Source organism: Streptomyces sp. NPDC003379, assembly GCF_053589195.1.
In genome coordinates, this window is record NZ_JBSFRK010000025.1 from 11,390 (window position 1) to 23,741 (window position 12,352).

Sequence of the window (12,352 nt, forward strand, 5' to 3'; positions counted from 1 at the left end):
CGGACATGACACCGCCTCCGACCGGGGTGGGGCCCAGGCCGGAGGCGGGGTTCGGGGTGGGCGTCAGCCCATGTGCGGGTAGCCGTACTCGGTCGGCGGAACCAGCGTCTCCTTGATGGCGCGCGTCAGCGTCCACCGCTGGAGGTTCTGCGGGGCACCGGCCTTGTCGTTGGTGCCGGAGGCGCGGCCGCCGCCGAAGGGCTGCTGGCCGACGACGGCGCCGGTCGACTTGTCGTTGATGTAGAAGTTGCCCGCGGCGTAGCGGAGCTTCTCCATCGTGTACGCGGCCGCGGCGCGGTCGTTCGCGATGACCGAGCCGGTGAGCGCGTAGTCGGAGACCGACTCCATCTGGGTCAGCATCTCGTCGTACTTGTCGTCCTCGTAGACGTGGACGGCGAGGAACGGGCCGAAGTACTCGGTCGTGAAGACCTCGTTGGCCGGGTCCGCGCACTCGACGACGGTCGGGCGCACGAAGTAGCCGACCGAGTCGTCGTAGGTGCCGCCCGCGACGATCGTGCAGGAGTCGTCCGCCTTGGCGCGGTCGATGGCCGCCTTGTTCTTGGCGAACGCGCGCTCGTCGATGACGGCGCCGATGAAGTTCGACAGATCGGTGACGTCACCCATCTTGATGCCGTCGACCTCGGCCGCGAACTCCTCCTTGAAGCCGGAGTTCCAGATGGAGGCCGGGATGTACGCGCGCGAGCTGGCGGAGCACTTCTGGCCCTGGAACTCGAAGGAGCCACGGGTCAGCGCGGTCTTGAGGATCGCGCGGTCGGCGCTCGGGTGCGCGACGACGAAGTCCTTGCCGCCGGTCTCGCCGACCAGACGCGGGTAGGTGCGGTACTTCGCGATGTTCTCGCCGACCGTCTTCCACAGGTGCTGGAAGGTCGGGGTCGAGCCGGTGAAGTGGATGCCGGCCAGGTCGCGGTGGTGCAGGGCGGCCTCGGAGACCGCGATGCCGTCACCGGTGACGAGGTTGATGACGCCCTTGGGCAGACCGGCCTCTTCGAGGAGCTGCATGAGCAGCACCGCGGCGTGCGTCTGCGTCGGGGACGGCTTCCACACGACCACGTTGCCCATCAGGGCCGGGGCGGTCGGGAGGTTGCCCGCGATGGCCGTGAAGTTGAACGGCGTGATCGCGTAGACGAAGCCCTCCAGCGGGCGGTGGTCCAGGCGGTTCCAGACACCGGTGGCGTTCGCCGGGGGCTGCTCGGCGAGCAGGTCACGGGCGTACTTCACGTTGAAGCGCCAGAAGTCGACGAGCTCGCACGGGGTGTCGATCTCGGCCTGCTGGGCGGTCTTCGACTGGCCGAGCATCGTGGAGGCGGCCAGCGTCTCGCGCCACGTCGTGGAGAGCAGCTCGGCGGCGCGCAGGATGATCGCGGCGCGGTCGTCGAAGGACATCGCGCGCCACGCCGGGGCGGCGGCCAGGGCGGCGTCGATCGCGTCCTTGGCGTCCTGCTGGGTGGCGCCGCGGCCGGTGCCGATGACGGCCTTGTGGTTGTGCGGCTGCACGACCTGGAAGGGCTCGCCGCCACCGAGGCGCTTGACGCCGCCGATGGTCATCGGCAGCTCGATCGGGTTCTCGGCCAGCTCCTTGAGCTTGGTCTCGAGGCGGGCACGCTCCGGCGAGCCGGGGGCGTAGCCGTGCACCGGCTCGTTGACCGGGGCGGGGACCTGGGTCACAGCGTCCATGAGATCCGTATCTCCTTTAAGAGGGTCGAGGGGGTGGGGAGCTCAGCCCTTGGTTCAGTCCTTGGTGAGGATGGAGCGGGCGAAGAAGAGCAGGTTGGCGGGCTTCTCCGCGAGACGGCGCATGAAATAGCCGTACCAGTCGGTGCCGTAGGCGGTGTAGACGCGCATCCGGTGGCCCTCGGCGGCGAGCCGCAGGTGTTCGTCACCGCGGATGCCGTACAGCATCTGGAATTCGTACTCATCCAGTTTGCGCCCCGCGCGCCGCGCGAGCTCCTGTGTGATGGCTATCAGGCGCGGGTCGTGGGACCCGATCATCGGGTACCCCTCGCCCTCCATCAGGATGCGCAGGATCCGGACGTACGCCTTGTCGATCTCCGCCTTGTCCTGGTACGCGACCTCGGCGGGCTCCTTGTAGGCGCCCTTCACTATGCGTACGCGGCTGCCGTTCCCGGCGAGGCGGCGGGCGTCGGCCTCGGTGCGGAACAGGTAGGCCTGGATGACGCAGCCGGTCTGCGGGAAGTCCTCGCGCAGCTCGTCGTGGATGGCGAACATCGAGTCGAGGGTGGTGTGGTCCTCGGCGTCCAGGGTGACCGTGGTGCCGATCGCGGCGGCGGCCTCGACGACGGGCCGCACGTTGCTCAGCGCGAGCTCGTGGCCGCCGTCCAGCGCCTGCCCGAACATCGACAGCTTCACCGACATCTCGGCCTTGGTGCCGAGGCCCAGGTCCTTCAGACGCTCGATGAGCTCCAGGTAGGCGTCGCGGGCCGCGTAGGACTGCTCTACCGTGGAAATGTCCTCGCCCACCACGTCGAGGGTGACCTCAAGGCCCTTCTCGGCGGCGTCGACGATGACCGGGACGACCTGGTCAACGCTCTCGCCGGCGATGAACCGGGCGACGACCTGCTTGGTGCCGGGGGCCGCCGAGACGAAGCGGCGCATCTTGTCGCTGCGCGACGCGGCGAGGATCACGGGACCCAGCACGGGGCACCTCCACGGGTGTACGAAATCGAGTGCCCTACCGCCATGGTCCTACGGAGAGGTGACGTGGCGGTACGGCACGGAGAACCTCCGTGAAATCTAGGGATCGCCCCGCCCCCGAGCCATCGACACCTGTCACGCATCCGTGCCCTTGATCTCAGACAGATGTCTGAAGAAGCGGGCACCCTGCGCGAGAATGGACGGGTGAAGGGCGACTACCAAGAACTGGTCGACGAGATCTCGGCGCTGCTCGGCGCCCCCGCGACCCTGGAGAACCGCAATTTCGAGCTGATCGCCTTCGGCGCGCACGACGGCGGCGACGACGGCGAGAGCGGCTTCGACGCGACCGCCCTCGACCCCGTCCGCACCCGCTCGATCCTGACGCGCCGCTCCACGGCCGAGGTCCGCGCCTGGTTCGAGGGCTTCGGCATCGCCCGCGCCACCGCTCCGGTCCTGATTCCGCCCACCCCCGAGGCGGGCGTCCACCGGGGCCGGATCTGCCTTCCCGTACGTCATCGTGGCTTCGCCCTGGGATACGTATGGCTGCTCGACGCCGAGCCGGGCCCGGCCGCCCAGCAGCTGGGCGCGGCCATGGAGGTCGCGTCCAGAATCGGCGCGCTGCTCGCCGACGAGGCGCAGGCGGGCGCCGATCTGACCCGGGAGTTCCGCGCGGTCCTGACGGCCGAGCGGGGCTGGCAGCGGGACATGGCGGTGGCCGCCCTGCGCACCGCCCTGGGGGCGCGCGGCGAGGGCCTGCACGCCGTGGTGTGCGTGGCCCCCTGGCCGTCCGCCGACCCGGACGAGGCCCCGGCGGCCCGTACGGTGCCGGGCGCGGCGGCGATCTGCACGGTGCCGTGGGGCGCGACGGGCCACTCCCTCGCGGCGCTGGTCCGGCTCCGTTCCGCCGACGCGCTGTCTCCGGCGCGTACCGCGGCCTCTCGCCTTCTGGAGACGGCGCGGGGCGGCGGGGCGACCGGGCCGACGGCGACCGGCCCGGCAGCCGGGATCGCCGGTTCCCGGCACGGCCTGGAGGATCTGGCCGCCGCCTGGTGGGAGGCGTCCGGTGCGGCACGCGCGGCACTGGCCGAGCGGCGCTTCGGCCCGGTGGCGCACTGGTCGGACGTGGGCCCGTACCGCCTCCTGACGGCCCTCCCCCCGGAGACCGCGCACGACCCGGTGGCGGGCCGGCTGCTGAGCCCCGCCCACCGCGAACTGGCCCGCACCGCGGAGGTCTTCCTCGACTGCGCGGGCCAAGCGGGGCGCACGGCGGCGGAGTTGGGCGTCCACCGCCAGACGCTCTACTACCGCCTCTCGCGCGTGGAGCAGCTCACCGGCCTGGACCTGGACGAGGGCGAGGACCGGTTGCTGCTGCACATGGTCCTGAAGTCGTCACGACTGTAAGTGACAGGTAACGAACAACCATTCCGGTGATCTTCCAGAGGTACGGTTTCCCCCGTCCGAACACCAGCCCTCCACACAGGAGAACGAACACTCTATGAAGCTCAGGCTGCTGGCCTCCGCCCTCGCCGTCTCCGCCATCGCGCTCTCCGGCACCGCCCTCACCGCGGGCACCGCCGCCGCCGCGACGAAGCCGGACTGCTCCCGGGGCCTCACCAACGTCCCCGCCAAGGAGACGGTGAAGGTGCGCACCACCGCAAAGGTGAACGGCACCGCAGTGGGCCAGCTGAACAAGGGCCGCAAGGCCTTCCTCTGCAACGACGGCAAGTCCTTCACCGGCCAGTCGTACAAGCTCTGCGGCAAGAGCAGCAACAAGTGGCTGTACGTCATGCCGAACGACAACAACATCAAGGGCTACGTCCCGGCCACCTGCATCAACTGGTAACCACCACCGCGACCTCGAGGTCGGCCCGGAACCCGGGCCGCACCTCGGTCGGCCCCGGGTGCCGCGCGCAGCCCTACGCCGTGGCGGCCCGCGCCATCACCCGCCGCAGGCCCTCCGTGAGCTGCTCGGCGGTCGTCGCCGATTCCGGGTCGAAGAGCCACTGGACCATCAGGCCGTTGAGCAGCGTCGTGTAGAAGCGGCCCTCGGTCTCGACGACGTCGGCCGGGATGACGCTCTCGTCGATTCCGGTGAACAGCGCGGCGAGCCCGCTGCGCCCCTGCTCCTGCGCCTTGATCAGCAGTTCCCGGATGCCCGCCAGCCGCTCGCCCTGCGTGATGACCTCCAGCGTCATCATCCAGATGGGACGCGATGCGGGAACTGAGCGCAGGATGTTCGTCCACACCTCCAGGAAGCGCTCCAGGCCGTCCTTCCCGGTGCTCTCCTCACCCCCCGAGGCCGTGAAGCCCTCCCCCATCGGCTCGACGAGCGCGACGAACGCCTCCACGAGCAGGGCGTCCTTGGACCCGTAGTGGTAGCCGATGGACGCGAGGTTGGTCCCCGACTCCTTCACGATGTCGCGGGCCGTCGTGCGGACGAACCCCTTCTCCAGCAGGCAGCGCTTCGCACCTTCGAGCAGATCTTCTCGGTGTCCCATGCGGGCACCTTACTCCCGACCCATACAGTCGTCCCAGACAATCGTCTTATACGGCCGTACTAGACGAGCGTATAAGACGTGCGTACAGTCTCCGTCATGCAGACGAACCCGCGCGCCACCCGCAAGGAATGGACCGCCCTCGCCGTCCTGATGCTCCCGCTGCTCCTGGTCTCGATGGACGTGTCCGTCCTCTACTTCGCGATCCCGGAGGTCAGCGCCGACCTGCGGCCGAGCGGCACGCAGCAGCTGTGGATCTTCGACGTCTACGCGTTCGTGCTCGCCGGGCTGCTGATGACCATGGGCTCGCTCGGCGACCGCGTCGGCCGCCGCAAGCTCCTCATGTTCGGCGCCGTGGCCTTCGGCGCGGCCTCCCTCGCCGCCGCGTACGCGGACAGCGCCGAGATGCTGATAGCCGCCCGCGCGGTACTCGGCATCGGTGGCGCGACCCTGATGCCGTCCACCTTGGCCCTCGTACGCAACATGTTCCGCGACGCCGGACAGCGTGCGAAGGCGATCGGCATGTGGCAGGCGGTCCTGGTCGCCGGCATCGCGCTCGGCTCGGTGATGAGCGGCGTCCTCGTCGAACACTTCTGGTGGGGGTCGGTCTTCCTCGTCAATCTGCCCGCGATGGTGCTGCTGCTCGTCCTGGCACCCGTCCTGATCCCGGAGTTCAAGGACCCCGAGCCCGGCCGCTTCGACCTGCTGAGCGTGCCGCTGTCCATGGCCGCTGTGCTGCCGGTCGTCTGGGGCCTCAAGGAGATGCCCTCGGAGGGCATCAAGTTCTCGTACGTCGCGTCCGTCGCCGTCGGTCTCGCCTTCGCCGCCCTCTTCGTCCACCGCCAGCGCACCATCGCGTCGCCGATGATCTCGCCGGAGCTCTTCCGGGGGCGCGGCCGTGCCTTCGGCGCCGCCGTCTCGCTGAACCTCGTCTCGTCGCTGGCGATGATGGGTTCGGCGTACTTCACCACCCAGTACCTGCAGTCCGTGCTCGGCAAGAGCGCGATGGAGGCCGCGCTGTGGGCACTGCTGCCCTCGGTCCTCATCGGCTTCGCCGCGCCCGTCGCCACGGCGCTCGTGCAGCGCGGCATGAACCGCGCGCATGTCGTCGCCACCGGCTTCACCGTCTCCGCCTGCGGCTACGGCTTGCTCGTCCTGACCGGCACCGACTCCCTGTGGCTGGTCCTCGCCGGGGCGGGCGTCCTGGCCTGCGGCGCGGTCGTCATCGGCTCCCAGCTGACCGACCTGGCGCTCGGCGCGGCACCGGCCGAGAAGGCGGGCGCCGCGTCCTCGCTCCTGGAGACGGGTCAGGAGTTCGGCGGCGCGATGGGCATGGCGCTCCTCGGCTCCATCGGCAACGCGGTCTACCGCGGCCAGATAGCCGACTGGGCCCCCGCCGAGGCCCGCGAGACGCTCGGCGGCGCGGTGGCGGCGGCGCACCACCTGCCGGAACGCACGGCGGACGCACTCTTGACCACGGCCCGCGAGGCGTTCACCAACGGCATGCATGTCGCGGCGCTGACCGGGGCGGCGGTGCTGCTCGTGGCGGCGGCGCTCTCGTCGACGGCGCTGCGCAAGGTGGAGGTACAGACACACGAAAACGCCGGACAGGCGGAGGGTTCCAGCCTGTCCGGCGTTTGACAGCCAACTCGCCGGACAGGTGGGAGATTCCAGCCTGTCCGGCGTTTGAGGACGAACTCGGCGAAGCCGGTGATGACGGCGCCCGAGGCTCCGGAGCCCTAGTCCGTGAGGTTCACCGCGCGAGCGGACTCCGCACCGATCTCCTCGGCGAGCTCGTTCAGGACCGACTGCGGCACCGTGTCGTCGACGGTCAGGACGGCAAGCGCCTCCCCGCCCACGTCAGCGCGGGCGACCTGCATGCCCGCGATGTTGATGCCCGCCTCGCCGAGGACGCGGCCGACGGTGCCGACGACGCCCGGACGGTCGGCGTACCGCAGGACGACCATGTGCTGGGCGAGCGCCAGGTCAACGTCGTACTCACCGATGGCGACGATCTTCTGGAGGTGCTTGGGCCCGGCCAGCGTGCCGGAGACCGCGATCTCCTCGCCGTCGGAGAGCGTGCCGCGCACGGTGACCACGTTGCGGTGGTCGGGCGACTCGGAGCTGGTGGTGAGGCGGACCTCGACGCCGCGCTCCTGGGCGAACAGCGGAGCGTTGACGTACGACACCGTCTCATCGACGACGTCCTCGAACACGCCCTTGAGCGCGGAGAGTTCGAGCACCTTCACGTCGTGCTGGGTGATCTCGCCGTACACCTCGACGTCGAGGCGGGCCGCGACCTCGCCGGCGAGGGCGGTGAAGATGCGGCCGAGCTTCTCGGCGAGCGGCAGGCCGGGACGGACGTCCTCGGCGATGACGCCACCCTGGACGTTCACCGCGTCCGGCACCAGCTCACCGGCGAGCGCGAGGCGCACCGACCTGGCGACGGCGATGCCCGCCTTCTCCTGCGCCTCGTCCGTGGAGGCACCGAGGTGCGGGGTGCAGACGACCTGGTCGAACTGGAAGAGCGGGGAGTCCGTGCAGGGCTCCTTCGCGTACACGTCCAGACCGGCGCCCGCGACGCGGCCCTCCTTCAGAGCGGAGTACAGCGCCTCCTCGTCGACGATCCCGCCGCGCGCGGCGTTGACGATGCGGACGGTCGGCTTGACCTTGTGCAGCGCCTCGTCGCCGATGAGGCCAAGGGTCTCCGGCGTCTTCGGCAGGTGCACCGTGATGAAGTCCGAGACTTCGAGCAGCTCGTCCAGCGACAGGACCTTCACGCCCATCTGCGCGGCGCGCGCGGGCTGCACGTACGGGTCGTAGGCGACGATCTTCATGCCGAAGGCGCTCATGCGCTGGGCGACGAGGGCGCCGATGCGGCCGAGGCCGACGACGCCGAGGGTCTTCTCGGCGAGCTCGACGCCGGTGTACTTGGACCGCTTCCACTCGCCGTTCTTCAGCGCCTGGCTGCCCTGGGGGATGTTGCGCGCGGTGGCGATGAGCAGGCCGCAGGCCAGCTCGGCGGCCGTAACGATGTTCGAGGTGGGGGCGTTGACGACCATCACGCCGGCCTTGGTGGCGGCGGACACGTCGACGTTGTCCAGGCCCACGCCCGCGCGGGCGACGACCTTCAGCTTCTTGGCGGCGGCGATGGCCTCGGCGTCGACCTTGGTCGCGGAGCGGACCAGGATCGCGTCGACATCGGCGATCGCGGGCAGCAGCTCGGCGCGGTCCGCGCCGTTGCACTGCCGGATCTCGAAGTCCGGGCCCAGGGCGTCGACGGTGGCGGGCGACAGCTCTTCAGCGATGAGTACGACAGGTTTCGAGCTCACGTGAGTCCTCACAAATCCAGTGCGGACGGCCGTCCCGACGGCCGCAGGCGGTGGAGGGTGCTACCGCGTGGAAGACGCACGACGCTGTGGGCCCGACGCGAATGTTGACAGCAGTGTAGTGGCGCCACGGGGCTCAGCATGTGCCTCCGTGGAAGGATCACCCGTCCGTGGCTGGACGCGGTGGACAACGACGGTGGGGTCCGGGGCGGAGCCCCGAGGCGGTGCCCCGGACCCGGGGTGCGTCAGGCCTCGTCGTCGTTGACCCAGGACATCAGCTTGCGCAGCTCCTTGCCCGTGGTCTCAAGGAGGTGGTTCTCGTCCTGCGTCTTGTACTCGTTGTACTTCTTCAGACCACCGTGGTACTCGTCCATCCACTGCTGGGCGAACGTGCCGTCCTGGATCTCCGTGAGGACCTTCTTCATCTCGGCCTTGGTGGCGTCCGTGATGATCCGCGGGCCGGTGATGTAGTCGCCCCACTCGGCGGTCTCGGAGACCGACCAGCGCATCTTCTCCAGGCCGCCCTCGTACATGAGGTCCACGATCAGCTTCAGCTCGTGGAGGCACTCGAAGTACGCGATCTCCGGCTGGTAGCCGGCCTCGGTCAGCGTCTCGAAGCCCGCCTTGACCAGCGCGGCGGTGCCGCCGCAGAGCACGGCCTGCTCGCCGAACAGGTCGGTCTCGGTCTCCTCGGTGAAGGTCGTCTTGATGACGCCCGCACGCGTGCCACCGATGCCCTTGGCGTACGAGAGCGCCAGCGGGAAGCCGTTGCCCGTGGCGTCCTGCTCGACGGCCGCGATACACGGAACGCCGCGGCCCTCCTCGTACTGGCGACGGACGAGGTGGCCCGGGCCCTTGGGGGCGACCATGCAGACGTCGACGCCCTCGGGGGCCTTGATGAAGCCGAAGCGGATGTTCAGGCCGTGGCCGAAGAACAGCGCGTCGCCGTCCTTGAGGTTGTCCTTGATGGACTCCTCGTAGACCTGGGCCTGGATCGGGTCCGGCACCAGGATCATGATGACGTCGGCCTCGGCCGCCGCCTCGGCGGGCGTGACGACCCGCAGACCCTGCTCCTCGGCCTTGGCCTTGGACTTGGAGCCCTCGTGCAGACCGACGCGGACGTCGACACCCGAGTCGCGCAGCGACAGCGCGTGGGCGTGGCCCTGGCTGCCGTAGCCGATGACCGCGACCTTGCGGCCCTGGATGATGGACAGGTCGGCGTCGTCGTCGTAGAACAGCTCGGCCACTGGGAATCTCCTATGTGTGCTGGTGTTGCGTCCCACCGTACGGCGGGCTCAGTGAGGGAAGTTCAGGGGTCTCGGTATCCGAGAGGGTCCCGGTACGCGAGGGGTACCGGGGGCCCGGGTCAGGCGCTGCGGTCGAGCGCCCGCAGGCTGCGGTCCGTGATGGAGCGGGAGCCGCGGCCGATCGCGATGGTGCCGGACTGGACGAGCTCCTTGATGCCGTAGGGCTCCAGCATCTTGAGCATGGCCTCCAGCTTGTCGCTGCTGCCGGTGGCCTCGATGGTGACGGCCTCCGGTGAGACGTCCACGGTCTTGGCGCGGAACAGCTGGACGATCTCGACGATCTGGGAGCGGGTCTCGTTGTCGGCGCGGATCTTCGCCAGGACGAGTTCGCGCCCCACGGCGGCGCCCGGCTCCAGTTCGACGATCTTCAGGACGTTGACGAGCTTGTTGAGCTGCTTGGTCACCTGTTCGAGCGGCAGGTCCTCGACGTTCACCACGATGGTGATGCGGGAGATGTCGGGGTGCTCAGTGACGCCCACGGCGAGCGAGTCGATGTTGAAGCCGCGGCGGGAGAACAGGGCGGTGATCCGGGCGAGGACACCGGGCTTGTTCTCGACCAGGACGGAGAGCGTGTGCTTGGTGGACATGACTCTTGGTCTCTCTTTCGCTCTCGGTCTCAGTCGTCTTCGTTGTCGCCGAAGTCGGGGCGGACCCCGCGGGCGGCCATGACCTCGTCGTTCGAGGTCCCCGCGGCGACCATCGGCCAGACCTGGGCGTCCTCGTGGACGATGAAGTCGACCACGACGGGGCGGTCGTTGATGGCGTTGGCCTCGGCGATGACCTTGTCCAGGTCCTCGGGGCGCTCGCAGCGCAGCGCCACGCAGCCCATGGCCTCCGACAGCTTCACGAAGTCCGGGACGCGGGTGCCCTTGTTGGGGCCGATGTCCTCGGGACCGCTGTGCAGGACGGTGTTGGAGTAACGCTGGTTGTAGAACAGCGTCTGCCACTGGCGGACCATCCCGAGGGCGCCGTTGTTGATGATGGCGACCTTGATCGGGATGTTGTTCAGGGAGCAGGTGGTGAGCTCCTGATTGGTCATCTGGAAGCAGCCGTCGCCGTCGATCGCCCAGACCGTACGGTCCGGCTGGCCGGCCTTGGCGCCCATCGCGGCCGGGACCGCGTAGCCCATCGTCCCGGCGCCGCCGGAGTTGAGCCAGGTCGCGGGCTTCTCGTACTGGATGAAGTGCGCGGCCCACATCTGGTGCTGGCCGACGCCCGCCGCGAAGATCGTGCCCTCCGGGGCGAGTTGGCCCACGCGCTCGATGACGTGCTGCGGGGAGAGCGAGCCGTCCTCGGGCTGGGTGTAGCCGAGCGGGTAGGTGTCGCGCCAGCGGTTGAGGTCCTTCCACCAGGCGGAGTAGTCGCCCGTGTGGCCCTCGGTGTGCTCGGCCTGGACGGCCTGGACGAGGTCGGCGATGACCTCGCGGGCGTCACCGACGATCGGCACGTCGGCGGCGCGGTTCTTGCCGATCTCGGCCGGGTCGATGTCGGCGTGGACGATCTTCGCGTACGGGGCGAAGCTGTCCAGCTTGCCGGTGACGCGGTCGTCGAAGCGGGCTCCGAGGGCGACGATCAGGTCGGCCTTCTGCAGCGCGGTGACGGCGGTGACCGCACCGTGCATGCCCGGCATTCCCACGTGCAGCGGGTGGCTGTCGGGGAACGCGCCGAGCGCCATCAGTGTGGTGGTGACGGGCGCTCCGGTGAGCTCGGCGAGGACCTTCAGCTCGGCGGTGGCGTGGGCCTTCAGGACGCCGCCGCCGACGTACAGGACGGGGCGCTTGGCCGCGGTGATGAGCTTGGCGGCCTCGCGGATCTGCTTGGCGTGCGGCTTGGTCACCGGGCGGTAGCCCGGCAGGTCCTGCTGCGGCGGCCAGGAGAAGGTCGTCCGCGCCTGGAGGGCGTCCTTGGCGATGTCCACGAGGACCGGGCCCGGACGGCCCGTCGAGGCGATGTGGAAGGCCTCGGCGATGGTGCGCGGGATGTCCTCGGCCTTGGTGACCAGGAAGTTGTGCTTGGTGATCGGCATCGTGATGCCGACGATGTCCGCCTCCTGGAAGGCGTCCGTGCCGATCGCCTTGGAGGCCACCTGGCCGGTGATCGCGACCATCGGGACGGAGTCCATGTGGGCGTCGGCGATCGGCGTGACGAGGTTCGTGGCACCGGGGCCGCTCGTCGCCATGCAGACGCCGACCTTGCCGGTGGCCTGCGCGTAGCCGGTGGCGGCGTGCCCCGCGCCCTGCTCGTGCCGCACCAGGACGTGCCGGACCCGGGTGGAGTCCATCATCGGGTCGTACGCCGGAAGGATGGCGCCGCCGGGGATGCCGAATACCGTGTCGGCCCCGACCTCCTCGAGAGAACGAATGAGGGACTGCGCGCCCGTGACGTGCTCGACGGGGGCGGACTGCTGTCCTGAGGATCGGGGCCGCGGCTGCGGATGGTGGGCCCCGGTGGCCTGCTCGGTCATCGGCATTCTCTTCTCGAAGCTGAGGGTTTTTGCGGGGGATTCGCGGGGGTTTGGCGGGTGCCGGTGCAACAAAAAACCCCTCGT

Annotated in this window: 10 protein-coding genes; 3 read left to right on the forward strand and 7 right to left on the reverse strand. The window is 69.7% G+C overall.

Annotated features, from left to right (window positions below; genetic code table 11):
- Window positions 1-63: 63 nt before the first annotated feature.
- Both pruA and ACWDVB_RS24095 read right to left on the reverse strand, forming a co-directional pair.
- Entirely contained in the window at window positions 64-1,695 is a 1,632-nt protein-coding gene (gene pruA, locus ACWDVB_RS24090; protein ID WP_451516691.1) for an L-glutamate gamma-semialdehyde dehydrogenase, read from the reverse strand.
- 54 nt (window positions 1,696-1,749) lie between these two features.
- The gene (locus tag ACWDVB_RS24095; protein WP_451516690.1) at window positions 1,750-2,676 is read right to left on the reverse strand and encodes a proline dehydrogenase family protein; all 927 of its coding nucleotides are present in this window, start codon (window positions 2,674-2,676) and stop codon (window positions 1,750-1,752) included.
- A gap of 162 nt (window positions 2,677-2,838) precedes the next feature.
- On the opposite strand from ACWDVB_RS24095, the gene ACWDVB_RS24100 reads away from it, so the two are divergent.
- Both ACWDVB_RS24100 and ACWDVB_RS24105 read left to right on the forward strand, forming a co-directional pair.
- The gene (locus ACWDVB_RS24100) at window positions 2,839-4,074 is read left to right on the forward strand and encodes a PucR family transcriptional regulator (RefSeq protein ID WP_451516689.1); all 1,236 of its coding nucleotides are present in this window, start codon (window positions 2,839-2,841) and stop codon (window positions 4,072-4,074) included.
- Between the two features lie 94 nt (window positions 4,075-4,168).
- Window positions 4,169-4,516 (forward strand): hypothetical protein, encoded by a 348-nt coding sequence (locus tag ACWDVB_RS24105; RefSeq protein WP_451516688.1) that lies wholly within the window; start codon window positions 4,169-4,171, stop codon window positions 4,514-4,516.
- A gap of 73 nt (window positions 4,517-4,589) precedes the next feature.
- On the opposite strand, the gene ACWDVB_RS24110 is transcribed toward ACWDVB_RS24105, so the two are convergent.
- Complete coding sequence (locus ACWDVB_RS24110; protein ID WP_451516687.1) at window positions 4,590-5,171, reverse strand: TetR/AcrR family transcriptional regulator; 582 nt, start codon at window positions 5,169-5,171, stop codon at window positions 4,590-4,592.
- Between the two features lie 96 nt (window positions 5,172-5,267).
- Here ACWDVB_RS24110 and ACWDVB_RS24115 point away from each other — a divergent pair, with 96 nt between their 5' ends.
- A complete protein-coding gene (locus ACWDVB_RS24115; RefSeq protein WP_451516686.1) occupies window positions 5,268-6,809 on the forward strand; it encodes an MFS transporter in 1,542 nt (513 codons plus the stop codon).
- A gap of 98 nt (window positions 6,810-6,907) precedes the next feature.
- Here the strand turns inward: ACWDVB_RS24115 and serA are convergent, their stop codons facing one another.
- The 4 genes from serA to ACWDVB_RS24135 form a co-directional block, all read right to left on the reverse strand.
- A complete protein-coding gene (gene serA / locus ACWDVB_RS24120) occupies window positions 6,908-8,500 on the reverse strand; it encodes a phosphoglycerate dehydrogenase (protein WP_451516685.1) in 1,593 nt (530 codons plus the stop codon).
- A 242-nt stretch (window positions 8,501-8,742) separates the two neighbouring features.
- Entirely contained in the window at window positions 8,743-9,744 is a 1,002-nt protein-coding gene (ilvC, locus tag ACWDVB_RS24125; protein WP_451516684.1) for a ketol-acid reductoisomerase, read from the reverse strand.
- Between the two features lie 119 nt (window positions 9,745-9,863).
- Window positions 9,864-10,391, reverse strand: a complete 528-nt coding sequence (gene ilvN / locus ACWDVB_RS24130; protein ID WP_451516683.1) for an acetolactate synthase small subunit — start codon at window positions 10,389-10,391, stop codon at window positions 9,864-9,866.
- Window positions 10,392-10,420: 29 nt separating this feature from the next.
- Window positions 10,421-12,268, reverse strand: a complete 1,848-nt coding sequence (locus ACWDVB_RS24135) for an acetolactate synthase large subunit (RefSeq protein ID WP_451516682.1) — start codon at window positions 12,266-12,268, stop codon at window positions 10,421-10,423.
- Between the last annotated feature and the right edge of the window lie 84 nt (window positions 12,269-12,352).

Coding starts and splice junctions, on each gene's coding strand:
- pruA (WP_451516691.1), bottom strand. CDS start 1,695: ATGGACGCTGTGACCCAGGTCCCCGCCCCGGTCAACGAGCCGGTGCAC.
- ACWDVB_RS24135 (WP_451516682.1), bottom strand. CDS start 12,268: ATGACCGAGCAGGCCACCGGGGCCCACCATCCGCAGCCGCGGCCCCGA.
- ACWDVB_RS24105 (WP_451516688.1), top strand. CDS start 4,169: ATGAAGCTCAGGCTGCTGGCCTCCGCCCTCGCCGTCTCCGCCATCGCG.
- ACWDVB_RS24100 (WP_451516689.1), top strand. CDS start 2,839: ATGTCTGAAGAAGCGGGCACCCTGCGCGAGAATGGACGGGTGAAGGGC.
- ACWDVB_RS24115 (WP_451516686.1), top strand. CDS start 5,268: ATGCAGACGAACCCGCGCGCCACCCGCAAGGAATGGACCGCCCTCGCC.
- ilvN (WP_451516683.1), bottom strand. CDS start 10,391: ATGTCCACCAAGCACACGCTCTCCGTCCTGGTCGAGAACAAGCCCGGT.
- ACWDVB_RS24110 (WP_451516687.1), bottom strand. CDS start 5,171: ATGGGACACCGAGAAGATCTGCTCGAAGGTGCGAAGCGCTGCCTGCTG.